This is a genomic window from Streptomyces narbonensis (genome assembly GCF_014649015.1).
Taxonomy (GTDB): Bacteria; Actinomycetota; Actinomycetes; order Streptomycetales; family Streptomycetaceae; genus Streptomyces; species Streptomyces narbonensis.
The window spans coordinates 320,753-343,858 of the sequence record NZ_BMSF01000001.1; the positions used below are offsets into that span (position 1 = coordinate 320,753).

Sequence of the window (23,106 nt, forward strand, 5' to 3'; positions counted from 1 at the left end):
AGAGCCAAGCCCCGAGTCCCTCGTGCCGCCGGACGGCGGAAAAGGAGTCAACAGTGACCGACCGCCCCGTCATCATGGTGGGCTTCGTCCCGGTGGCAGTGACCTCGCTCGCCGAGTTCCAGCCCGACCGGTCCGTGATCATCATCGATGAGCCGGACGTGATCCGTAAGCGTGACGTACGCGCGCAGGTGGCCGGCTCCCCGGTCGTGCGTGAGGTGATCGACTGGGAGTACCAACTCCCGGGCGCTGCGGACGCGTTCGTCAACGCGCATCCAGATCTGGTGCCGGCGGCGATCGGTCCCCTGCAGGAGTACGCGACGCCGTTCGCGGCCAGGCTCGCCGAGCGGTACGGCCTGCCGGGGGCGGGCTTCGGCGCGGCGCAGATTCTGCGGGACAAGGAACTGACGCGCAAGGTGACGGGCGCCGCGGGCGTCCCCAACCCGCGCTCGACCTCCGTCGCGGACGCCTCCGACGTGCGGAAGTTCATGGAGCTGCACGAGGGACCGGTGGTGCTGAAGCCGGCGAACCGGCAGGGCTCCACGGGAACCAGGATCCTCGCGTCGGCGGACGAGGTGGACGCCGCCTGGATCGAGTGCACCGACCACGACGAGGGCATCTTCGTGCCGGACCGGCCCCGCGAGGTCCGCATGCTCGTGGAGCAGTACGTGGCCGGTGCCGAGTACAGCGTGGAGATGCTGGTCGACCGGGGCACCCCGCTCTTCGCGAACGTGACCGAGAAGATCCTCTTCCCCGGCGACCGCCCGGTCGAGATGGGGCACGCCGTGCCCGCCGGCATCCCGGAGGAGCTGCGGGACGAGCTCTACGAGCGGACGCGGCAGGTGCTCCGGGCGGTCGGCTTCGGCAGCGGCGTGGTCCACTGCGAGTGGATCGTCTCCGACGGCACGCCGTTCCTCGTGGAGTGCGCGGGCCGCTTCGCCGGTGACGGGATCATCGACCTGATCGAGCGCGCGTACCCGGTGGAACTCGTCCGGCACTTCTGGACCCTGATGAAGGGCGAGCCGCTGCCGGGCCCCCTGCCCAGCAGCGCCGAGCGGGCGGCGGCGGTCCGTTTCCTGCACGCCCGGCCCGGGCTGGTCGAGACGGTCGGCGGACTGGAGCGGGCCAGGGAGGTGCCGGACGTGGTCTCCTGCAACGTCGCGGTGAAGGCGGGAGACCGCGTACGGAAGCTGAGCAGCTCCAAGGAGCGGATCGGCGCGGCGGTGGCCGTGGCCGGGACGGAGCGGGAGGCCCGGCGGCGTACCGAGGAGGCGCTCGCCGAGGTCGACGTCGTCACCGTGCCGGATACTCCGGAGAGCTGAAGGTCCTGGGCGGCGTGAGCGGGGAGAGGGGGACGGCATGGCGGTGACGGTCGAAGAGGTGAGGGCCCTCGCCCTCGCTCTGCCGCGTACGTACGAGGCGCTCGTGAGGGACCGGGTGAAGTTCCGGGTCGGCAGGATCGTCTACGTGGCGCTCTCGCCGGACGAGACGGTGATGGGCTTCTCGTACCCCAAGGAGGAACGCGCCGCCCTGGTGGCCTCACAGCCGGAGAAGTTCGCGATGCCCGCCCTCAGGGACGAGCGCTTCAACTGGGTGCGTGTACGGCTGTCCGCGATCGACGCGGAGGAGCTGCGGGAGATCGTCACCGAGGCGTGGCGGATGGTCGTCCCGGCGAGGGTGGCGACGGAACACCTGCGGGCCACGCCCGCACCGGCACCTCGACAGGCGCCGACCACCGGGACCCCGCCTGTCGAGGCGCCGACCACCGGATCACCGGTGGTCGAGGCGCCGGTCACCGAACCGTCGGTGGTCGAGGCGCCGGCCACCGAACCACCGGTCGTCGAGGCGCCGGTCACCGGATCACCGGTCATCGAGGCGCCGTTCACCGAACCGTCGGTGGTCGAGGCGCCGGTCACTGAACCGTCGGTGGTCGAGGCGCCGGTCACCGGACCGTCGGTGGTCGAGGCGCCGGTCACCGGATCACCGCCTGTCGAGGCGCTGGCCACCGAACCACCGGTCGTCGAGGCGCCCGCCTTCGCCGACCTCCGGGCGGCCGCCGAGGTCTTCAACGGCTTCACCGGCGTCGACAGGAGCTGGCTCGCCCTCCGCGAGCGCACCCACCCGGGCCTGGACCCGGCCCGAGTCGACCACCGCGACGCCCTGCTGCGCTGGCTCAACTCCTGGGGCTGCCGCATCCGCTATCCCCGGGCCGGCGAGCCCGCGCCCTTCGACACCGGACTCGCCGGCTGGTGGGCGGCCTGGTCCGACACCCTGCCCCGCGGGACGCTCGCCGGTCTGGACGACGCCGCCGTGGCCGCCTTCGGCCGCGCCTACGGCGACCTCGTGACGCTGCCCGTCACGACGGGCCGGTCGGTCCGCTCGCTCGGCCCGACCGCTGCCGCCAAGGCCCTGTACGCCCTGCGCCCGGAGGCGATCATGGCCTGGGACGCGGCGATCGCCGAGCGGCTGCACGGCACCCGCGACGCGGCCGCCTTCACCCGGCACCTCGCCCTCGGCCGCGACTGGGCCAGGGCGGTCCTCGCCGAGACCGGCGCCACCGAGGCCGCACTCCCCGGCCTGGTGGGCCGCCCCGACGTACCGCTGTCGAAGATCCTGGACGAGTTCCTCTACGTACACCTCTCCATGAGGAGCTCCGCCCCCTGAGGCCGACCCGACGGGGCGGGGCCGGCTACTCCGGCAGGGGGCGGTCGTCGATGACGTGCTTCATGACGAGGGTCGAGGTCAGGCGCTGGACCCCGGGCAGTCGGGCGAGCCGCTGGTCGTACAGCTCCTGGAACGCGGCCAGGTCGGCGGTCGCGACCCGCAGGAGGTAGTCGGGCTCGCCGAACAGGCGCTGGGCCTGCAGCACGTGCGGGACGGCGGACACGGCCTCCTCGAAGGCGGTGACCGTGTCGGCGTCCTCCCAGCGCAGGGTGGCGAAGACGAGGGCCTCGAAGTTCAGACCGACGGCGGCCGGGTCGACGACGGCGCGGTAGCCGCGGATGGCGCCCTCGCGCTCGAGGTCGCGCAGCCGGCGGTGGCAGGGCGAGACGCTGAGCTGCACGCGGGCGGCCAGCTCGGTGATCGTCAGGCGGCCGTCGAGCTGTAGCTCGGTAAGAATCTTCCGGTCCATGGCGTCCATAGCGAATATTCTCCCTCAGATCTCGCGATCATGGAGTAAAGACGCAAACACCTTCGGGCCTATCCGACCTAGCCTTCCCTCCGTAGCAAGAAAGTGCGAGAGGGAACGTTCGATGGACACGACGACACTGGCGGCCTTCCTGGCCGTGGACCTGCTGCTGGTGTTCACGCCGGGCGCGGACTGGGCCTACGCGATCTCCGCCGGTCTGCGGGGACGCTCGGTCGTCCCGGCCGTCGGCGGGTTGATCGTCGGGCACGCGGCCTATGCGCTCGTGGCCGTGGCCGGACTGGCGGTGCTCGTGGCGAGCTCCCCGGCCGTCCTCACCGCGTTGACCATGGTGGGCGCCGGGTACCTGCTGTGGCTGGGCTGGGGCGTCCTGCGGCAGCCGGCCGTGCCGACGGCTGCGGGAGGAGGCGCGGACGCCTCCCGACTGCGGGTCATGCTCAAGGGGGCGGGGATCAGCGGCCTGAACCCGAAGGCGCTGCTGCTGTACTTCTCGCTGTTCCCGCAGTTCATCGACTCCGCCACGGGCTGGCCGGTCGCCGCGCAGACCGGGCTGCTCAGCATGATGCACCTGACCGCCTGCGCCGTCGTCTACCTCGGCGTCGGCGTCCTGGCCCGCACGGTCCTCAGCACCCGGCCCTCGGCCGCCCGGGCCGTCACCCGCGTCAGCGGTGCCATGATGATCGCCATCGGCGCCTTCCTGCTGCTGGAACGCCTGGCCGGCTGAGGAACCGGTCCTGCTGCCCCGGTGCTGGTCGACAAGGGCTTCGTCGGCCACGCCGTACGCGGTCGCCCTCGCGCTCGACCTCGCGCTCGGCGACGGGTGAGGCCGGCGTCCCCGCCGACCGAACCGCACTGACCCGGGAAGGTTGAGCGTCTTTCCCCGCCCTCGTGAGTACGCGTACTCACGCGCGGGAATCAGCTTGATCAGAGGCTGTGCACATGAGACGAATCCCTGCCCCGACCGGCATGTTCACCCACTCCTCCTCCTCGCGCCGGCCCCGGCTCACCCTGGCCGTCACGGCCCTCGCTGTGCTGGCACTCGGTGCGTGCGGCACCGCGAAGGCGACCGGCGACGGACACCGGGCCGTGCGCGCGGAGACCGTGGGCAGCCGGCAGGCCGGTCCGACCCTCGCGGAGCTGCAGGAGTACATCGAGCGGACCTGCCCCGCTCCGGGCACCCCGGCCGAGCCGCCGCCGAGCCCGGCGCCGGCACCGCCCGGCTGGGAGCCGCCGGCCGACATGACCGAGCCGGTCGTTCCCACGGCGGGACCGGAGGTGGAGCTGGACGCGCGCGACTGGTGCGCGAGCAACCACCACGAGCAGCGCATCGCCGAGGCCCTTTGGGACCTGGTGGACCCCACCCCCACGAAGGTCAGGACGATCCTGAACGACCTCGGTTACGCCGACGAGCGCATCCACGACCTGAGGCAGTCCGGCGCGACCACGCGCTTCTTCCTCGACCTGCGCGAGCACGGCGGGAAGCTCTGCCTGGAGGGCTCGGCAGCCGGCGAGGAAACCGTCATCGACAAGTGCGTGGCCCCCGCGACCGGCCCGTTCACGCCTGACGACCAGAAGCGGTGACCACCGGCCCGGCGTGATCGACCTGTCGCGGCCGGCGGGTAGTTCGGGGTTCCGGGTCGTCGCTGCTATCGCTGTCGTCGCTGTCGTCGCTGTCGTCGCTGTCGCCGGTGGGGGCGTTGCTGCGAGCAGAGGCCAATCCGGGGCGGACCCCGCTCCGAACAGTGGCTGTGAGCACCGACGCGACGGCCGTACGACACGGGGAACCGCCACGTGCCGTGAACGGCCGCCGCCGGATGTTCTCCGCAGTCTGCAGCGCCCACACGACACGTCCAGGAGACCACCCCATGAACACCCTGCGCTTCCGTCGTTCCGCGGTGGCCGTCACCGCCGCGGCCACCCTGCCGTTCGCCCTCGCCGCCTGCTCCGACTCCGGGAACGACGCGACGTCCGGCGAGGCCACCTCGCAGGCCGCGCCGCCCCGGGCCCAGGAGTCCTCGGACGCGATGGCGTCCGAGGGCCCGTTCGGACCGGCCTGTGCCGGCGTGCCGAAGGAGGGGGCCGGTTCGTTCGACGGCATGGCCAAGGACCCGGTGGCCACCGCCGCCTCCCACAACCCGGCCCTGTCGACCCTGGTCGCCGCGGTCAAGCAGGCCGGTCTGGTCGACACCCTCAACAACGCCGAGAACATCACCGTCTTCGCGCCGACCGACGACGCCTTCGCCAAGATTCCCCAGGCCGACCTCGACAAGGTCCTCGCCGACAAGGAGCAGTTGACGAAGATCCTCACGTACCACGTGGTCGGGGAGAGGCTCACGCCGAAGCAGCTGGAGAACGGCTCCTTCGAGACCCTGCAGAAGGGCACGCTCACCACCGAGGGCTCCGGCGAGGAGTACACCGTCAACGACACCTCCGAGGTCGTCTGCGGCAACGTGCCCACCGCCAACGCCACCGTCTACATCGTCGACACGGTCCTCATGCCGAAGTAGTCGCCACCGGGACCGCCGAAGGGCGCTGCACCACCAGGACCGTTGAAGTGCGGTGCGCCACCGGGACCGCCGAGGGGGGCGCTGAGCCACCGGCCGGACCGATGGCGCACCGCCCTTCTCGCGTGGGCCACCGTCCACGTGGACTCTCCGGACGGGCGCGGCGGCACGGTCTCACTCGCGCGGGTGAACGGAGCCCGGAGGAGACGGCGATACCGACCCCCATCCGTACGCCTGTCCGCTACGAAGACTCTGCACAGGCCGCCTCCCGGCCTGTGGCCGCAGCCCGCGTCCCCCGCGGCCGGCCCCGCCTTCCGATCAAGGACCCGCATGCGATGGACACCCCGCCCCCGGCCGGCCGTCCCGGACGGCTGCGTCTGGTCCCCCCGCACGGGGCCCGCCCGGTGAACCGGCCTGTTCCTCTGGGCGACCTCGGACCGCCCCCTCGCCACGCCCTCGCCGAGGTGATGAGCAAGGTCGCCCAGGGCGACCAGCAGGCGTTCTCCACCCTCTACGATGCGCTCGCGCCGACGGTGTTCGGCATCGTCGTCAGAGTCCTGCGGGACCGCGCGCAGTCCGAGGAGGTCACCCAGGAGGTCATGATCGACCTGTGGCGGCAGGCCGCCCGCTACGAGCCCACCGCCGGGTCAGTCACCTCCTGGGCGGCGACCATCGCCCACCGCCGGGCCGTGGACCGTGTCCGCTCCGCCCAGGCAGCCACCGACCGTGAACACGCGCAGGCCGCACGCGAACACACCACCGCCTTCGACGAGGTCGCCGAGCAGGTCGAGACCCGGCTGGAGAGCGAACAGGTACGCCGCTGCCTGCGCGGCCTGACCGAACTCCAGCGCCAGGCCGTCACCCTCGCCTACTACGGGGGACTCACCTACCGTGAAGTGGCCGAGACCCTGCACACGCCGCTTCCCACCATCAAGACACGCATGCGCGACGGACTGATCCGGCTCCGCGACTGCATGGGGGTGACCGCATGAACCAGCACCGCTCCGACCTCCACGCCCTCGCGGCCGCCTACGCCCTCGACGCGCTCGACCCCGCCGAGCGGGACGACTTCGCCGCGCACCTCCCGCACTGCGAGGACTGCCGCAGGGACGTGGCCGAGTTCGAGGCCACCGCCGCCCGCCTCGCCGGGGCCACTGCCCAGGAACCGCCGCCCGCCCTCAAGCAGCGGACCATGGCGGGCATCGACGGTGTGCGCCAGCTCCCGCCGCAGGTCCCCACGACCGGCGCCACCCGAAGCCTCACCCACACCCTGAGGCGCAAGGCCGGGCCCCTGGCCCTCGCCGCCTGTCTGGCCGCCGCGGTCTCCTTCGCCGGCCTCGCCGCCTGGCAGTACCAGGAGAGCCAGCACGCCCGGCACCAGGCCCAGCAGGCCGAACAGCGACTCGACACGGTCAGTACCGTGCTGGCCGCACCGGACGCCCGCACCACTCACGGCCGGGCCACCAACGGCGCCCTCACCACGGTCGTCAGCTCCGACCGCCAGAACAAGGCCGTCATCACGGCCACCGGCCTCCCCGCCCCGGCGCAGGGCACCACCTATCAGCTCTGGCTCGACCAGGACGGCACCATGCAGCCCGCGGGGTTCCTCCACTCCGACGGCACGGTCGCCCTCGACGGCGACCCCGCCGACGCCACCGCCGTAGGCCTCACCCTCGAACCGACGGGGGGATCCCCCCGACCCACGACCACCCCCCTGCTTCTCCTACCCCTGCCGGCCTGACGCACCGCCCTCCACCCCTTTCTCCGACCGCCCCCGCCCTCACGTTCACACCCGCCGGGCCTCGGCCTCCCACCGAAAGAAGAAGCACAAAGGGCTGGATACGTCTCTGCGATCATGTCAGCGCAGACGACTACTCACCCCGACCTCGCAGAAGCGCCCTTCACCGGCAGCGCATCGACGAACCTGTCCTCTCGTGACCGATGTTCTGGGTCACCCTCGCCATCTGGCGGGCGACGAGGATTACTCCACGTCGACGCCGTATCCACGTACGAGGGTCTCCAGGCCATAGTCGTAGCCCTGGCCGACGGCGCGGAAGCGCCATCGTGGGCCCCGACGGTAGATCTCGGCGAGGAGCAGGGTGCGTTCGCTGGTGGCGGCGTCCAGAGTGGCCTGGGCCGTGGCCGGAGCATCGACGCCCGGTGCGAGGGTCATCTGGACGGCTCCGATGTCCCCGAAGGTGGCGGCACCGTCGATGGCGGCGGCGATCGCGATCCTGTGGGCGGCGGAGGGCAGTGCCGCGAGGTCGACGGCGATGGTCTGCTCGGTCGGGCCGTCGCAGAGGAGACGGGTGGCTCCGTCCGGACTTTCCGGCGCGCTGTAGAAGACGAAGTCCCCGTCGCAGGAGACCTGCTCGTCCTCGTCGAGGACGAAGGCGACGACGTCGATCTCGCAGCTCGCCTGCTGTGCCCAGGAGGCACTCACGTGCCACTGGTCGGGGGCGGGAAGTGAGGGAAGGTCGATGACTCCGCCGCGCGGCAGGATGTCGGTCATCGCATCGTCCTGGGCGGGGACGTCGGCCGGCTCGGGGGCGGGGGCTCCGAGCCAGGCGTGGGCATGGACCGCAAGCCCCAGCGCGGTGATGCGGGTCATACGTCGGTCGAGTTCGCCCCCGGGGAAGAGAACGACGTCGGTGACGCTCGCCGAGAGGTTGATCGCGGCGGCCCCACCCAGCTCGACGACCCTCGCCCGGGCAGCTGATGCCTCCTCGTGGGTGCCGCCCAGAATCAGGACCCGCCGACGGCCGAACGGCCTGGCGGAATGCTTGGGCTCGGGTCGCCTGGGCGCCGGCATGTTCGCGATAGCTGCGGTCGTAGTGGGGGACGGCGTCGGCGTGGTGGGCGGCGTGGCCGGGGTCGTGGCTTCCGGGGTCTTCTGCGGCGTCTGATTCTCGTGCGGTGTTCCGGGACGTACCTCTCCCAGCAGCTTCAGGAAGGTGTGCTCGTCGACGACCGTGACGCCTTCGGCCATCGCGCGCCGTGCCTTCGCCGAGCCCGAGGCCGCGTCGTTGGTGACGAGAGCGCTGGTGTGCCGGCTGACCGACGACATGATGTTCAGGCCGGCGGCGACGGCTCGGGCCACCAGCTCGGCCCGGGAGGTCGCGGCCTCGCCCGTGATGGCGATCTTCATGCCCTGGACGAGCGGACCGTTGGGTGTCAGCCGGCCCGGGTTGCGGTACGCGCACGGGGTCTTCGGCGGATTCGGCGCGAACTGCGGATCCTGCCGGGGAGGGCAGGGCACCAGCGGCAGCGGGACGTCCAGCCGTGCGGCTTCGGAGAGGGAGGACCGGAAGATTCCCGCGAGGACGCGCGTGTCGTCCAGCGCGTCATGAGCTCTGGTCTGCGTCACGCCGTAGTGAGCGGCAAGTGACGCCAGGCTGAGGTCGACGGAGGGCGGCTCCACTCGCCGGTTCAACGCCAGGGTGCACAGCCGCTGGGCGACGGGGAGATAGAGCCGGGCGCGGGCGAACTCATGGGCGAGAAAGTCATAGTCGAACTGCGCGTTGTGAGCCACCATGACGCGGTCCTGCAGGAGCGCTCCGATCCGTCCGGCTACTTGCTCGAAGCTCGGGGCGCCGCTCAGCCGTTCCGCGGTCAGGCCGTGGATGTGCACGGGGCCGGGGTCGCAGCCTGGGTTCAGCAGGGTGGAGTATTCGTCGGTCTGGGTCCCGTCGGGCCCGAAGGTCAGCACGGCGATCGAGAGGATCCGGTCACGCCGGGCGATCAGGCCGGATGTCTCGACGTCGACCAGAGCCCAGTCGTGTGTGTAGTCGGGCAGGTGTGACACGTCGAGCGCGGCGGCGAGAGACATGACGGCAAGGATGATCCGGGCGCGATCGAGGCTTCAACCCGAATGCCGATTTGTCCCCTCGACCCTGCCGAGAGATCGGCCCAACACTTCCGGCCGCTTTCGGGCCGAACGGCCGCTGGAGGCCGCCATTAGCTGGTTTTAGCCGGCCAGATCAAGCCATCCACGGGCTGCCCCCGAGCGCCCCTGCCACCGACCCAGAACCACCCCTGACCAGCAAAAAGACCCTCCCGAAGGAGGGTCTTCCGTCGTGCGCCCCCGGCAGGACTCGAACCTGCGGCCAAGTGCTTAGAAGGCACCTGCTCTATCCACTGAGCTACGGGGGCCGGGTGGTGGCCGTGTGGCCTGGAGGCCCTGGTGGGTGGGGTGTGGCCTGCCGGGACAAGGATAGGGCTCCGATCGCCTTGGCCCGGGTGCTTCACCTGCGTGGCACGATGTGGAGGTTCGGTGAAGCGGAACGATAATCGCAGGCAGGTGCGATTCGCGCAGCGGTTTTCACGCCACTCGGGGCGGGTGTTGTGCACTCGTTATGCCTGCGGGTCCGGTCGCCCTTCCCTTTCTCGGCGCGCAGGGCGCCTATACGCTTCAAAAACACTCATAAATTGGGCATTCTTCGCATGTGGTGACCTTGGACGAACGGCCTCAGCTGATCGACGCACTCTCCGCCCTGCGCGACCGTGTCGCCGCCGTGCGTCTCCCACTCCCTCTCCCGGGCGCATCACGCGCCCGGCAGACCCGGGCCGAGCTCCTCGCTCAGCTCGACGACTATCTGGTGCCCCGCCTGAAGGATCCCGACGCCCCCCTCCTCGCCGTCGTCGGCGGCTCCACCGGGGCCGGAAAGTCCACGCTCGTCAACTCCCTTGTGGGGCGGCGCGTCAGCGAGTCGGGGGTGCTCAGGCCCACCACCCGCACGCCGGTCCTCGTCTGTCACCCCGAGGACCACCACTGGTTCGCCGGGATGCGCGTCCTCCCGCAGCTCACCCGCGTCTGGCTGCCCCAGGCCGACGAGGAACACCCCGGCGAGGAACCGCCCGAGGAGAACGCCCTGCGGGTCGAGACCGCCTCCTCCCTGCCGCGCGGGCTCGCCCTGCTCGACGCCCCCGACATCGACTCCCTCGTCGTCGAGAACCGCCTCCTCGCCGCCGAGTTGATCTGCGCCGCCGACATCTGGGTGATGGTCACCACCGCCTCGCGGTACGCCGACGCCGTCCCCTGGCACCTGCTCCGTACCGCGAAGGAGTACGACGCCACCCTCGTCACCGTCCTCGACCGCGTCCCGCACCAGGTCATCGGCGAGGTCTCCCGTCAGTACGAGGCCCTCCTCGACAAGGCCGGCCTCGGTGACGTGCCCCGCTTCACCATCCCCGAACTGCCCGAGTCCACCGACGGCGGCAGCGGACTCCTGCCCGACAGCGCCGTCGCCCCGCTGCGCGGCTGGCTCGCCCACCGCGCCGAGGACCCCGCCGCCCGCCAGCAGGCCCTCGACCGGACCGCCACCGGCGTCATCGACTCCCTCGACACCCGGCTCCCCGAACTGGCCGGAGCCGTCGCCGCCCAGTACGCCTCCGCCGTCCGCCTCGGCGGTGCCGTCGAGGCCGCCTACCGCGAGCAGGGCAAGCGCGTGCGGCAGCAACTGGGCCGCGGCGCCGTCCTCGCCGGCGACGCCCGCGCCCGCTGGCGCGCCTACCCCCGCGACAGCACCGCCGACGAACTCCTCGACGCCCTCGCCGAGTCCCTCGCCGCCCTCCTGCACTGCGCGGTGGCCGCCGCGGAGGAACGCGTACGCGACGCCTGGCAGCGCGACCCCGCCGCCGACGCCCTCGGACCGCCGCGGACCGGCGGCGACCGGGACGCGGGCGAGCGGACCGGCGTGGAGGTGCGCCGCTGGCGCCGCGTACTCGAGGAACTGGCCGAGGAGGAGGTACGGAACGTCGAGCGGCCCACCGGTTCGCGCGCGGCCCGCACCGCCGTCCCCGAGGCCGACACCGTCGCCGCCCTCCTCGCCGCCTCCCTCCTCGGCGGCCGGCGCACCCGGGCCGCCGGTGACCGCCTCGCCGAACTCCTCGGCGCCCAGGCCGCCCTGCGGCTGCGCGACAAGGGAGGCGAGCTGGTCCTCTCGTGCGTCGACCGCGTCCTGCACGCCGAGCGCGACCGGCGCCTCGCGCCCCTCGACGGACTCGACGTGACCCCCGAGCCGCAGGCGGAGCTCATCGCCGCGCTCTCCGTACTGCAGAAGGAGAAGTGACGTGGTGGACGTGGATGTCGACGCGGATGGCGAGCGGGGGCGGGGGCAGGGGCGCGGGTCGGACGTTGGTCCCGGATCCCGATCCGGGGGTGGGGCCGGGAGTTGGGACGACGGGCTGATCGCTCGGCGGGCGAGCGAGCGGGCCGCCGTCGTGGCGGGCGAGAAGGAAGCGGAGGCACCCGAGGAGGACATGCTCCCCGCTCTCGGCGGGAACTACGGCGGCCCCCTCCGCACCCGCCTCGACGCCCTCCACGAGCTCGTCGGGCTCTCCCGCACGCGGGTCGAGGGCGAGGCCCTCGCCGAGGCCGGGCGCGTCCTCGACGAGGCCGCCGCCCGCCAGCGGCTCTCCGCCCGGCACACCGTGATCGCCATCGCCGGCGCCACCGGAAGTGGCAAGTCCACCCTCTTCAACGCCCTCGCCGGCGTCCCCGTCTCCGAGACCGGCCTGCGCCGCCCCACCACCTCCGCGCCCATCGCGCTCAGCTGGTCCGAGGGCGCCGCCGGCCTCCTCGACCGGCTCGCCGTCCCCAGCCGGCTCCGCCGCCGCCCCCTCGCGGGCGGCGCCGCCGACGCCGACCTCCAGGGCCTCGTCCTCGTCGACCTCCCCGACCACGACTCGGCCGTCACCGCCCACCGCGACCAGGTCGACCGGGTCCTCGGCCTCGTCGACGCCGTCATCTGGGTCGTCGACCCCGAGAAGTACGCCGACGCCGCCCTCCACGAGCGCTACCTCCGCCCCCTCGCCGGGCACGCCGAGGTCACCTTCGTCGTCCTCAACCAGATCGACCGGCTCGGCACCGAGGCCGCCGACCTCGTCCTCGACGACCTGCGGCGCCTCCTGGACGAGGACGGAGTGGCCCTCGGCGAGCACGGCGAACCCGGCGCCACCGTCATCGCCGTCTCCGCGCTCAGCGGCGAAGGCATCCCCGAACTGCGCGAACTCGTCGGCCGCTTCGTCCAGGACCGGACCGCCCCCGAACGCCGCCTCGCCGCCGACATCGACGCCGCCGCCACCCGGCTGCGCCCCTCCTACCTGGCCGACGGCCGTGCCGGCCTCGACGAGCGCGCCCGGGGTGACTTCACGGACCGGCTCGCCCTGGCCGTCGGCGCCCAGGCCGCGGGGGAGGCCGCCGAGCGGGTCTGGCGCCGGCACGCCATCCGCGCCTGCGGCACGCCCTGGCTGCGCCTCTACCGCTGGTACGAGCGCCTGCGCGCCCACGGTTTTGCCGACCCGCGCCTCGACACGCCCGCCGTCGAGGACGAACTGACGGCGCGCCAGCGCGTCGAGCAGGCGGTACGGATCGTCGCCGACGAGGCCTCGCGGGGACTCCCCGCCCCCTGGGCGCAGGCCGTCCGGGAGGCGGCGGCGCGCGGGGCCGAGGGGCTCCCGGAGGCCCTCGACGAGCTGACGGCCGGCCTGGGCGACCCGGCTGCCCGGCCGCCCCGGCCCGCCTGGTGGCCGGCCGCGGTCCTCGCCCAGGCCGTGATGACGCTCCTGCAGATCTTCGGTGCGCTCTGGCTGGTGGCCCAGATCGTCGGTGTCGTGGAGCCCGGGATCCTTCCGCCGGTCCTCGTCATGCTCGGCGGCATCGTCGGCGGGCCGCTCGTCGAATGGGCCTGCGAGGGCGCGGTCAAGGGCCCCGCCCGGCGGTACGGGCAGGAGGCGGAGCGCCGGCTGCGGGAGGCCGCCGCGGCCTGTGGCCGGGCCCGGGTGCTCGATCCGGTGGCGGCGGAGCTGATGCGCTACCGGGAGGTGCGCGAGCAGTACGCGACGGTGGTCGGCGTCCGTTCCTCGGTGCGGGTGGTCGGCGGACTGCGGTCCGGCGTCCCGTCGCGGCCGGGGGCGACGAGGGCGGGTGTACGGGGGAGGTAGTCCGGCGGCTCCCTCACCCGTACTTCCCCTTCCGGGTGAGGGAGTTGTCCCCAATCGTCAGTTCGTCCACAGGTCTCGGCGGGTACGTCCCCACCGCCCCCATCATGGTGCCGACCGAGAGAAACGCACAGGTGAACGCAGGAGTTGGGGGCGGACCATGAACGACACGACCGTGACGCTCGTCGGCAACGTGGCGACGGCGGTGGAGTACCGGGAGACGGCCGGAGGCGGGGTGGCGCGGTTCCGCTTCGCGGTGACCGCGCGACGCCGTGACCGGGAGACAGGTCTCTGGTCCGACGGAAATACGAGCTTTTACACGGTTTCGGCCTGGCGGTCGCTCGGGGCCAATCTCGCGGCCTCGGTCTCCGTCGGGGAACCCCTCGTGGTGCACGGCCGGTTGAAGGTGCGGGAGGACGAGCGCGACGGACAGCGCAAGACGTTCGTGGACGTTGACGCACTGGCCGTCGGGCACGATCTGACGCGGGGCACGGCGGCCTTCCGAAGGGTGGCGAAAGCGGAGCAACCGCCCCGGGCAGAGCCCGAGTCGACCCTTGTCCCGGCGCCCGAGGAGGACCCGTGGACCGAGGCCACGAAGCGGTTGGTGACCGCTCCCTGACCATGTGTGGTGGGGATTTGTCGACCAACTCGCCAGGGGGATAACGATTCTGATTCGGAATGGTTATCTGAACGTATGGCCGGGCACCGGGGGGTTCCGCATCCATAGGATTCCCGGGTACTCATGTGGCACGTGAGCCCATCGAGTCTGTGAGTCTGCTGGCGTGCGCTCCCCCCATGCGAATCGACCAAGTTCGCGGAGCGGTGCGCCCGGAGGGGAATGCAATGTTTTCAGTTCGTGGGCGTGGTGCTGCCCGTCTGGCCGCCGCGACCCTGGTCTCCGGCATAGTCGCCGTCGGTGCGATAGCCACCGCCGGCCCGGCGTTCGCCGATGAGCCCGCTCCGGGTACGGGCGGTGTCACGGCGAAGCTCGGCGGCCTGACCGAGGACGCCGGCGGCGTCCTGATCACCGAGAAGAACGGCGACAAGTGGCCGGTCACCGGTGGTCTCTTCAAGATGGAGGTCGGAGGCGGAGGCACGCTCTTCACCTACTGCATCGACCTCCGTACCCCGGCGAAGCACGACTTCGACTACAAGGAAGTCGGCTGGGACGAGTCCTCCCTGCACAGCAACGAGAACGCGGGCAAGATCCTCTGGATCCTGAAGAACGGCTACCCGGAGCTCTCCGCCGACCAGCTCGGCTCGAAGCTCGGCGTGGAGCTCTCCAAGAGTGAGGCCGCTGCCGGCACCCAGGCCGCGATCTGGACGCTCTCCGACGACGTCACGGCCACGCCGAAGAGCGACGACGCCAAGAAGCTCACGGAGCAGCTCCTCAAGGACGCCGTCACGCTGGAGGAGCCGAAGGCCTCCCTGGCGCTCTCCCCGTCCTCCGTCGCGGGCAAGGCCGGCGAGAAGGTCGGCCCGATCACCGTCACGACCAACGCCAAGCCGACCATCGCGGTCGCCCCGGGTGCCCCGGCCGGCGTCAAGATCGTCGACAAGGCCGGCCAGCCGGTCACCGAGGCGAAGAACGGCGACGAGATCTTCTTCGACGTCCCCGCCGGCACCGCCGACGGCAGCGCCGAGCTGACCGCCGAGGCCACCGCCGAGGTCTCCCTGGGCCGCGCCTTCGTCTCCGTCGACGGCCCGTCCCAGACGCTGATCCTCGCGGGCTCCACCGCCTCCACCGTCAAGGCCACGGCCTCCGCGACCTGGGCGAAGAAGGGTGCCGTCCCGGCCGTCACGGTCGCGAAGGACTGCGCCAAGGGTGGCCTGGAGATCATCGCCTCCAACGAGGGCGACGAGCCCTGGACCTTCGACCTGAAGGGCACCTCGTACACCATCGGTGCCGGTGAGACGAAGACCGTGACGGTCCCGCTCGCCGAGGACGAGGCGTACAAGTTCACGATCACCGGCCCGAACGGCTTCGAGGAGACCTTCGAGGGCGTCCTGGACTGCAAGACGGCCACCCCCGGCCCGAAGCCCTCCGAGACCCCCACCACGGAGCCCTCGACCGAGCCGTCGGAGACCCCCTCCACGCAGCCGTCGACCGAGACCCCGTCGGCCTCGCCGTCGACCTCGGCCCCGACCGGTGACACCACCGGTACGACCGGCACCACCGGCACCACCGGTGGCGGCGACCTCGCCGAGACGGGCAGCTCCAACGCGACCCCGATGATCGCCGGCATCGCCGCCGCGCTCGTCGTGATCGGTGGAGCCGCGGTGTTCATCCTCCGCAAGAAGAAGACCGCCGGTCACTGACGGCGACCGACTCCATGGAGTGATCCGCGTCACACGCGGATCACTCCGTGAGTCCCGCCCGATGACCGCACGGCCCTCACACGGCCGTCGCACGGCCCTCGTACGACCCTGATGCGCGTCCGCGCCCGGGGCCGTGCGGGGGCCGTCGCACGTCCGGGGCCTCTTCCGCCCCTCCACGGCCCCGCGGAGCCCCTCAGGAGCCCGCGGGCCGGCTTTCCGCGCGGCCCCGGCCTCCGCGCCCGCCCGGCCCCGCCTCCGGCCCTGCCTCCGCCCCCGTCTCCACCCCCGCTCCGCCCTCGCGCCGGTCTTACCGGTTTCCGCCTGAGGGTGGCGGTCAGGCAAGATGGGGTGTATCTGCCCACTCACTCTTCGCCGGACGGTTTCTCTTGGCTGAGTTCATCTACACCATGCGCAAGGCGCGTAAAGCGCACGGCGACAAGGTGATTCTCGACGACGTCTTCCTGAACTTCCTGCCCGGCGCCAAGATCGGTGTGGTGGGCCCGAACGGTGCCGGTAAGTCCACCGTTCTGAAGATCATGGCCGGGATCGAGCAGCCGTCCAACGGTGACGCGTTCCTCTCGCCCGGCTACAGCGTCGGCATCCTCATGCAGGAGCCGAAGCTCGACGAGTCGAAGACCGTCCTGGAGAACGTGCAGGACGGCGCTGCCGAGCAGATGGGCAAGCTCAAGCGCTTCAACGAGGTGGCCGAGCTCATGGCCACCGACTACAGCGACGAGCTGATGGAGGAGATGGGCAAGCTCCAGGAAGACCTGGACCACTCCAACGCCTGGGACCTCGACGCCCAGCTGGAGCAGGCCATGGACGCCCTGGGCTGCCCGCCCGGCGACTGGCCCGTCACCAACCTCTCCGGCGGCGAGAAGCGCCGTGTCGCGCTCTGCAAGCTGCTCATCGAGGCCCCGGACCTGCTCCTCCTCGACGAGCCCACCAACCACCTCGACGCCGAGTCGGTGAACTGGCTGGAGCAGCACCTCTCGAAGTACACGGGCGCCGTGGTGGCCGTCACCCACGACCGCTACTTCCTGAACAACGTCGCCGAGTGGATCCTGGAGCTCGACCGCGGTCGCGCGATCCCCTACGAGGGCAACTACTCCACCTACCTCGACAAGAAGGCCACCCGCCTCAAGGTCGAGGGCAAGAAGGACGAGAAGCGCGCCAAGCGCCTCAAGGAAGAGCTGGAGTGGGTGCGGTCCAACGCCAAGGGGCGTCAGACCAAGTCCAAGGCCCGTCTCGCCCGCTACGAGGAGATGGCGGCCGAGGCCGACAAGATGCGGAAGCTGGACTTCGAGGAGATCCAGATCCCGCCGGGCCCGCGTCTGGGCTCCATCGTCGTCGAGGTCGAGAACCTCTCCAAGGCCTTCGGCGACAAGGTCCTCATCGACGACCTGAGCTTCACGCTGCCCCGTAACGGCATCGTCGGTGTCATCGGCCCGAACGGCGCCGGCAAGACCACGCTCTTCAAGATGATCCAGGGTCTGGAGACCCCGGACTCCGGCTCCATCAAGGTCGGCGAGACCGTCAAGATCTCGTACGTCGACCAGAGCCGCGCCAACATCGACCCCAAGAAGACGCTGTGGGCCGTCGTCTCCGACGAGCTGGACTACATCAACGTCGGCCACGTCGAGATGCCGTCCCGCGCCTACGTCAGCGCCTTCGGCTTCAAGGGCCCGGACCAGCAGAAGCCCGCGGGTGTGCTGTCCGGCGGTGAGCGCAACCGCCTCAACCTGGCGCTCACGCTCAAGGAGGGCGGCAACCTGCTGCTCCTCGACGAGCCCACCAACGACCTCGACGTCGAGACCCTGTCGTCGCTGGAGAACGCGCTCCTGGAGTTCCCCGGTGCCGCGGTCGTGATCTCCCACGACCGGTGGTTCCTGGACCGGGTGGCCACGCACATCCTCGCGTACGAGGGCGAGTCGAAGTGGTACTGGTTCGAGGGCAACTTCGAGTCGTACGAGAAGAACAAGATCGAGCGCCTCGGCGCCGAGGCGGCCCGCCCGCACCGCGCCACGTACAAGAAGCTGACCCGAGGCTGAGCGTGCGCCACATCTACAGCTGTCCCCTGCGCTGGTCGGACATGGACGCCTTCGGGCACGTCAACAACGTCGTCTTCCTGCGGTACCTGGAAGAGGCGCGGATCGACTTCATGTTCCGGCTGGCGCCGGGGGACGGTTCCCCCTCGTTCTCCGGCGGGTCCGTCGTGGCCCGGCACGAGATCGACTACAAGCGGCCGTTGGTCCACCGGCACGAGCCGGTGACCATCGAGTCCTGGGTCACGAAGATAGGCGCGGCGTCGCTGACGATCGCGTACGAGGTCAAGGACGCCGACGTCGTGTACGTCCGGGCGTCCACGGTCGTCGTGCCCTTCGACCTGGAGGCCCAGCGTCCGCGCCGGATCACCTCCGAGGAGCGCGAGTTCCTCCAGGTGTACGTCGACGACGGGATGACGTCCGCCGCATGACCGTGCTCGCTCCGCTGCACTTCGCCGACCCCCGGGAGGCGGCGGCCCTCGCCGCCTTCCTGGGCCGGCTGGTCCACTACGACCGGGCCGCGGCCGTCCGCCTCCAGGCGGGCGGCGGGGCGCTGGCCGTCTTCGGCCGGCCGCCGTCCTTCGAGGTGCTCGCGATCCGTACGGCCCGGCTCGTCGACGCCGTGGACCTGGACGTCACCGTCTCCGCCGGCGAACTCCTCGAAGGCATCGAGGAGTCGGCCGGCAAGGCGGTCGTCCCGGAATCCGTCACCGGCCCGCCCTGGGCGGGCGTGCTGCCGCCCCGGGCCGGCTGGCAGCCGGTCGCCGGACTGCCGGGCGCCGCGGAGATGCGGGGCGCGGTCGCCGCGGCCGTCGCCGAATTCCGGGCGCGCGACGAGGCGCTGCCCGAGGAGCAGCGGACCAGGGCCGAGCGCGACCACCTCGGCCGCGACATCTGGTCCCGGACCCTCGGCGCCACCGGCCTGCCCCTGCGGGCCGTGCACGCCGCGCAGTCGCTCGGCTTCCTGCCGCCCGGGCAGGAGGACGCGCCGGTCGCGCTCTTCGTCTCCGGCCCGTGGCTCCGACTGCGCACCCCGTACGGCTCGATCGCCGTCCGTACCGCGCCGATGTCCCTCTCCGTCACCCCCGGGTGATCGCCGTCGCGCGCATCGCGGTCGACCCGAGCGCGGCGCGCACCGGCAGAACGTGGACCACGAGCCCCATCTCGCCGGCTTCCACGAGCGGTGCGGCTTTCCGGCCCACGGCCGCCGGAATCATGACGCTGAATGGCGACCAGGACCTGTCCGGCCGATCATGGCCGGGGCCGGGGCCGGGGCCGGGGCCGGGGCCGGGGCCGCGGCGGCCGGGCAGGTCCTGGAACCCTCGGTCAGTGCTTCTCGTCGTCCGGCCAGACCCCGATGTGGTCCTGCTCCAGCTCCAGCGCCACCCGGTGCTCCATCCCGAGCGCCCGCGTGTAGTCCGCCGGGAGCTGGAGCCGGCCCGCGCGGTCGAGCATCGCGTACTCCCGCGCCACCGTCGACTCCTGTCCCAGCTCGTCGACCTCGGTGCGGCGCAGGACCTCCGAGGAGGTGCGGCCGTCGCGGATGGCGACCGTGCGGCGGACCTCGGAGGCGACCGCCTGGTCGTGGGTGACGATGACGATCGTCGTGCCCAGCTCCTCGTTGGCGCGGCGGAAGGCCGCGAAGACCTGCTCGCCGGTGGCCGAGTCCAGCTCGCCGGTCGGTTCGTCGGCGAGGAGCAGCGCCGGGTTGTTGGCGAGGGCGACCGCGATGGCCACCCGCTGCTGCTGGCCTCCGGAGAGCTGGTGCGGCCGCCGGTCGCGGGCCTCCGCGATGCCCAGCATGGCGAGGAGCTCCTCCGCCCGCTCGGCCTTCCGCTTCGTACGGCCCCGCAACTGCATGGGCAGCGCCACGTTCTGGGCCGCCGTCAGGTAGGGGAGGAGGTTGCGGGCGGTCTGCTGCCAGACGAAGCCGACGACCTCGCGGCGGTAGCGGAGCCGCGCCTTGCCGTCCATCGCCAGCAGGTCGCTCCCGGCGACCCGCGCCGCGCCGGCCGTCGGCACGTCGAGGCCCGCCAGGATGTTCATCAGCGTCGACTTGCCGGAGCCGGAGGCGCCGACGAGGGCCATCAGTTCGCCCTCCTTCACCAGGAGGTCGAGGCCCTGGAGCGCCTGCACCTCCACCCCGTCCGTGGTGAAGATCCGCACCAGCCGGTCGCAGGCGATGAGCGCGTCGTGGCCGTACGAGGGCCGGTCGCGCCGCGCGGTCGCGCGCTGCTCCAGCTCCTCCAGGGTGGTGCCCGAGGAGTCGGCGGGGAGGGTCGTACCGGTCTTCGTCATCGTGCGTCTCCTGCCCTCAGTTCCTTGATCGAGCCCTTGCGCCCCGCCCACCAGGCCTGTCCGAGCGCGGCCACCGCCGTGATCAGGACGACCGCGACGGCGGGCACCGCGAGCGACCACGGGTCGGCCCGCAGGGGTGCGCTGTCCAGCGGGGCGTACGCCGGTGTCGTGGCCAGCGCGAGCCGGAACAGGTCGATTCCCGGGGCGACGAGCGGCACCGTCGCCCAGCCGACCAGCGTGCCGCCGAGCGCGGCGAGGACCGCCTGTGGCAGCGCTTCGAGGCCGAGGAGCCTGCGCCCCTGCTTCCGGGTCAGGCCCATCGTCCGCAACCGGGCGAGGAGCGTGGTCCGCTCCGGAGCGGACTGCAGTAGGGAGAGCAGTACCGCCACGACCGCGTACCCGGCGCCCGCGCCGATCGCCGCCGTGTAGATCTGTTCGGCGCCGGTCTGGAGCGGCGAGTCCACGTAGCCGGCCCGTTGCTCGGTCCGCATCGTCACCAGGAGGGTGCCCGACTTCGCCTTCGCGGCGGCCCGCAGCGCGGTGCCGTCCTTCGGCCCGGTGACGAGCAGTGCCGTGGGCGTCCGGTGGGTGAGGTCGGCGGCGTTGACGAGGAGGAAGTCGGCGTCCTGCAGGGCCGGGGTGGCCGGGCGGACCGCGACGACCTTCACCCGGAACACCCCCGCCGCGGTGACGAGTTCCTGCGGCTCGTCGCCGAGCCGCTCGGCGACCGACGGCGAGGCGACTGCGGGCAGCACCCGCTCCCGGTCCGCCGCGACCTCCTTGCCGCCCTTCCCCGTCGAGGCGAGCAGCCCCGGCGGGAACGGACCGAAACCGGTCCGCTTCGCGAGCCGGGTGTACGAGTCCGGTTCGACGCCGACGAGCGGCGAGCTCATCTTCGGCGCGGAGGCGCCCAGCCGGGACGGCAGGTCCACGGCGTACTCGATCTGCAGCGGGGTCACGTCGCGTACCCCAGCCGTCCCGCGCACGGCCTCGGTGAGTCCGGCCGGCAGGGGTGTCCCCTCCACCGAGCCGTCGATACGGGCGTCGGCGCCGGTCGCCAGGAGCGCGGCGCGGTCGCGGGCGTCGGCGATGCCGGCCAGGACGGAGCCCCCGAAGGCGGCCGTGGCCAGCGCGAGGACGAGCGCGAGGAGCGCTCCCGTCGAGGAGACGCGTCCGGCGCGGGCCAGGGCGAGCGGGCCGACCACGCCGCGCAGCCGGCGGGCCGGGCGGCCCAGCCAGCGCAGCGGCAGCGGATAGATCCGTACGAGGACCAGGGCGGCGATCAGGCCGACGAGCACCGGGGCGGCGCTCACCAGATGGTCACCGCCGTCACCGGTGCCCCGCAGGCGCAGGGAGGCGACGGCGCCCACGGCGAGGACGAGGAAGGTGAGTTCGGCGACCGTGCGGCGCCGGCTGGGCCGGGCGGTCAGCAGGTCGTCACGGCCGCCGTGCAGGCGCGGGCGTCGGTGCAGCACGACGGCTCGCACGGGCAGGACGAGCATCGCGAGCAGGGCGACGGCGGAGGCGGCGAGCAGGGAGGGGAGCAGTGGGATGCCGTCGGAGCCGGCGGCGTACGCCGGCGCGTCGCCCGTGCCGGGGACGGTCGTCACGGCCAGGGCGAGGGCGAGCGCCGCGGCCGGGACGACGACCGCCGAGGTCTCGCCGAGCAGGCGCAGGCCGATGCCGGTGAGCGAGCCGCCGCGGGAGCGGAGCAGGGCCAGTTCGCTGTCCCGGCGGGCGAGGAAGAGGCCGCCGGTCATGGCGAGGACGACCACGGCGACGGTGCCGACGCCGAAGACGGCGACGGCCACGACGGGGCTGATCGCCTCGCGCGTCGAGACGTACGCGTCGACGATCCCGTCGAGGTCGGTGCCGAACGTGCCGGTGGGGCCGACGACCTCGCGCATTCTGGCCAGGTCGGGTCCTGCGGCCGCCGAGGAGAGGGCGGAGTCGAGCCGTTCCGCGTCGTCGCCGGTGAGGTGCCCGGACGTGGGCAGGAAACGGAAGAAGACCTCCGGCTCGCCGGCGGTGGCGAGCAGCGCGGGCGCCGAGGCGGGGGAGACGAGCAGCGCGGCCTGCCAGTAGCGCTTGATGTCGACGACGCCGATCGTGGCGAGCGTCGGGGTGTGGAGGATCGGTTCGGCGGCCCAGTACGCCTCCTCGGGGCCGCGCGGTTCCACGATCCCGGTGACCGTGACGGCGATCGGCTCCAGGCCGAAGCGGCTGGGCACGTGGACGACGGAGCCGGCCTTCAGGCGCAGCGTCTCGGCGGTCTTCGTGGTCGCGACCGCCTCCGGCCGGGCGGCCGTGCCCGCGGCGAGCCGGCCCTGCTTCAGGGTGGCGTGGGAGGTCAGGCCGGAGAGGGAGGAGAGCAAGAGCTCCGGAGGGAGTCCGTCCGGCCGGGGCAGCCACGGGTCGGCCCCCGCGACCCACCTGACCGTACGCACTCCGTGGACGGACTGCCGCGGGTCGATCCGCAGCGGTGCGGGCAGCAGGTCGCGCACCCGCTCGTGCCGGCGGTCGAGGACGGCGGGGGCCAGACCGGCCTCGCGTACGGCCGCGGGCTGTTCGAGCGCGGGCGGCCCGGCGGTCACCTGGAGCACGATGTTGCGGGCGGCCGCGCTCTCGATGTCGTGCCGGAGCCCCTCGGACTCGTACGCGGCCACGGCGCGCGGCAGCGCGGCCGCGAGGTAGGCGGTGACCAGGACGAGGAGGGCGAGGGTGGCCGCCGCCCAGGGGGTGGTCCGCAGCCGGGTCCGCACCCAGGGCGCCACGGCGCGGGCGGGTCTGTCGGTCCGGGACCGGGACATGTCGGGGGCCTTCCTGCGTGCGGCGGGTGTCTCGGGGGTCGCCT

At 72.4% G+C, this 23,106-nt stretch carries 18 protein-coding genes and 1 tRNA gene; 14 read left to right on the forward strand and 5 right to left on the reverse strand.

The genetic code is table 11. The features are described 5' to 3' along the window. The first annotated feature begins 53 nt into the window (after positions 1-53). Both IE124_RS01420 and IE124_RS34600 read left to right on the forward strand, forming a co-directional pair. Positions 54-1,319, forward strand: coding sequence for an ATP-grasp domain-containing protein (locus IE124_RS01420; RefSeq protein ID WP_189503923.1), 1,266 nt, complete (start codon positions 54-56; stop codon positions 1,317-1,319). Between the two features lie 37 nt (positions 1,320-1,356). Then, a complete protein-coding gene (locus tag IE124_RS34600) occupies positions 1,357-2,661 on the forward strand; it encodes an MmcQ/YjbR family DNA-binding protein (RefSeq protein ID WP_229832015.1) in 1,305 nt (434 codons plus the stop codon). Between the two features lie 25 nt (positions 2,662-2,686). On the opposite strand, the gene IE124_RS01435 is transcribed toward IE124_RS34600, so the two are convergent. Continuing rightward, the gene (locus tag IE124_RS01435; protein ID WP_189503925.1) at positions 2,687-3,139 is read right to left on the reverse strand and encodes an Lrp/AsnC family transcriptional regulator; all 453 of its coding nucleotides are present in this window, start codon (positions 3,137-3,139) and stop codon (positions 2,687-2,689) included. Positions 3,140-3,251: 112 nt separating this feature from the next. On the opposite strand from IE124_RS01435, the gene IE124_RS01440 reads away from it, so the two are divergent. The 5 genes from IE124_RS01440 (at position 3,252) to IE124_RS01460 (ending at position 7,390) form a co-directional block, all read left to right on the forward strand. Next, positions 3,252-3,869: a LysE family translocator gene (locus tag IE124_RS01440; protein ID WP_189503927.1), complete on the forward strand. Its 618-nt coding sequence runs from the start codon at positions 3,252-3,254 to the stop codon at positions 3,867-3,869. Between the two features lie 215 nt (positions 3,870-4,084). After that, the gene (locus tag IE124_RS34605) at positions 4,085-4,726 is read left to right on the forward strand and encodes a hypothetical protein (RefSeq protein WP_229832017.1); all 642 of its coding nucleotides are present in this window, start codon (positions 4,085-4,087) and stop codon (positions 4,724-4,726) included. A gap of 284 nt (positions 4,727-5,010) precedes the next feature. Continuing rightward, positions 5,011-5,652, forward strand: a complete 642-nt coding sequence (locus IE124_RS01450) for a fasciclin domain-containing protein (protein ID WP_189503930.1) — start codon at positions 5,011-5,013, stop codon at positions 5,650-5,652. A 401-nt stretch (positions 5,653-6,053) separates the two neighbouring features. Continuing rightward, complete coding sequence (gene sigK, locus IE124_RS01455) at positions 6,054-6,641, forward strand: ECF RNA polymerase sigma factor SigK (protein WP_370468726.1); 588 nt, start codon at positions 6,054-6,056, stop codon at positions 6,639-6,641. Beyond that, on the forward strand, positions 6,638-7,390 hold the full coding sequence (locus IE124_RS01460; RefSeq protein ID WP_189503934.1) for an anti-sigma factor: 753 nt from the start codon (positions 6,638-6,640) through the stop codon (positions 7,388-7,390). Before sigK ends, IE124_RS01460 begins: the two co-directional genes overlap by 4 nt. Before the next feature lie 240 nt (positions 7,391-7,630). On the opposite strand, the gene IE124_RS01465 is transcribed toward IE124_RS01460, so the two are convergent. Further along, positions 7,631-9,478 (reverse strand): TerD family protein, encoded by a 1,848-nt coding sequence (locus tag IE124_RS01465; RefSeq protein ID WP_189503936.1) that lies wholly within the window; start codon positions 9,476-9,478, stop codon positions 7,631-7,633. A gap of 250 nt (positions 9,479-9,728) precedes the next feature. Continuing rightward, positions 9,729-9,801: transfer RNA gene (locus tag IE124_RS01470), tRNA-Arg, on the reverse strand. Between the two features lie 302 nt (positions 9,802-10,103). On the opposite strand from IE124_RS01470, the gene IE124_RS01475 reads away from it, so the two are divergent. From IE124_RS01475 to IE124_RS01505, 7 genes are all read left to right on the forward strand, one after another. Beyond that, positions 10,104-11,720, forward strand: a complete 1,617-nt coding sequence (locus IE124_RS01475; RefSeq protein ID WP_189503938.1) for a dynamin family protein — start codon at positions 10,104-10,106, stop codon at positions 11,718-11,720. Position 11,721: 1 nt separating this feature from the next. Further along, entirely contained in the window at positions 11,722-13,593 is a 1,872-nt protein-coding gene (locus IE124_RS01480; RefSeq protein WP_189503940.1) for a GTPase, read from the forward strand. A 157-nt stretch (positions 13,594-13,750) separates the two neighbouring features. Then, positions 13,751-14,209, forward strand: a complete 459-nt coding sequence (locus IE124_RS01485; RefSeq protein WP_189503942.1) for a single-stranded DNA-binding protein — start codon at positions 13,751-13,753, stop codon at positions 14,207-14,209. Positions 14,210-14,433: 224 nt separating this feature from the next. Then, entirely contained in the window at positions 14,434-15,909 is a 1,476-nt protein-coding gene (locus IE124_RS01490) for a Cys-Gln thioester bond-forming surface protein (RefSeq protein WP_189503944.1), read from the forward strand. Positions 15,910-16,295: 386 nt separating this feature from the next. Beyond that, positions 16,296-17,960: an energy-dependent translational throttle protein EttA gene (ettA, locus tag IE124_RS01495; RefSeq protein ID WP_189503947.1), complete on the forward strand. Its 1,665-nt coding sequence runs from the start codon at positions 16,296-16,298 to the stop codon at positions 17,958-17,960. A 2-nt stretch (positions 17,961-17,962) separates the two neighbouring features. Next, the gene (locus IE124_RS01500) at positions 17,963-18,385 is read left to right on the forward strand and encodes an acyl-CoA thioesterase (protein ID WP_150270159.1); all 423 of its coding nucleotides are present in this window, start codon (positions 17,963-17,965) and stop codon (positions 18,383-18,385) included. Next, on the forward strand, positions 18,382-19,047 hold the full coding sequence (locus IE124_RS01505) for a DUF8010 domain-containing protein (RefSeq protein WP_189503949.1): 666 nt from the start codon (positions 18,382-18,384) through the stop codon (positions 19,045-19,047). Before IE124_RS01500 ends, IE124_RS01505 begins: the two co-directional genes overlap by 4 nt. Before the next feature lie 233 nt (positions 19,048-19,280). Here the strand turns inward: IE124_RS01505 and IE124_RS01510 are convergent, their stop codons facing one another. Together IE124_RS01510 and IE124_RS01515 are read right to left on the reverse strand one after the other, a co-directional pair. Further along, positions 19,281-20,252 (reverse strand): ABC transporter ATP-binding protein, encoded by a 972-nt coding sequence (locus IE124_RS01510; protein WP_189503951.1) that lies wholly within the window; start codon positions 20,250-20,252, stop codon positions 19,281-19,283. Next, positions 20,249-23,062, reverse strand: a complete 2,814-nt coding sequence (locus IE124_RS01515; RefSeq protein WP_189504713.1) for an FtsX-like permease family protein — start codon at positions 23,060-23,062, stop codon at positions 20,249-20,251. The genes IE124_RS01510 and IE124_RS01515 overlap by 4 nt, the downstream gene beginning before the upstream one ends. Positions 23,063-23,106: the final 44 nt, after the last annotated feature.

What these genes read in the sequence shown, in the direction of transcription:
- IE124_RS34600 (WP_229832015.1), top strand. Translation starts at nt 1,357, where the DNA reads ATGGCGGTGACGGTCGAAGAGGTGAGGGCCCTCGCCCTCGCTCTGCCG.
- IE124_RS01435 (WP_189503925.1), bottom strand. Translation starts at nt 3,139, where the DNA reads ATGGACGCCATGGACCGGAAGATTCTTACCGAGCTACAGCTCGACGGC.
- IE124_RS01440 (WP_189503927.1), top strand. Translation starts at nt 3,252, where the DNA reads ATGGACACGACGACACTGGCGGCCTTCCTGGCCGTGGACCTGCTGCTG.
- IE124_RS34605 (WP_229832017.1), top strand. Translation starts at nt 4,085, where the DNA reads ATGAGACGAATCCCTGCCCCGACCGGCATGTTCACCCACTCCTCCTCC.
- IE124_RS01450 (WP_189503930.1), top strand. Translation starts at nt 5,011, where the DNA reads ATGAACACCCTGCGCTTCCGTCGTTCCGCGGTGGCCGTCACCGCCGCG.
- IE124_RS01460 (WP_189503934.1), top strand. Translation starts at nt 6,638, where the DNA reads ATGAACCAGCACCGCTCCGACCTCCACGCCCTCGCGGCCGCCTACGCC.
- IE124_RS01465 (WP_189503936.1), bottom strand. Translation starts at nt 9,478, where the DNA reads ATGTCTCTCGCCGCCGCGCTCGACGTGTCACACCTGCCCGACTACACA.
- IE124_RS01485 (WP_189503942.1), top strand. Translation starts at nt 13,751, where the DNA reads ATGAACGACACGACCGTGACGCTCGTCGGCAACGTGGCGACGGCGGTG.
- IE124_RS01490 (WP_189503944.1), top strand. Translation starts at nt 14,434, where the DNA reads ATGTTTTCAGTTCGTGGGCGTGGTGCTGCCCGTCTGGCCGCCGCGACC.
- IE124_RS01505 (WP_189503949.1), top strand. Translation starts at nt 18,382, where the DNA reads ATGACCGTGCTCGCTCCGCTGCACTTCGCCGACCCCCGGGAGGCGGCG.
- IE124_RS01510 (WP_189503951.1), bottom strand. Translation starts at nt 20,252, where the DNA reads ATGACGAAGACCGGTACGACCCTCCCCGCCGACTCCTCGGGCACCACC.
- IE124_RS01515 (WP_189504713.1), bottom strand. Translation starts at nt 23,062, where the DNA reads ATGTCCCGGTCCCGGACCGACAGACCCGCCCGCGCCGTGGCGCCCTGG.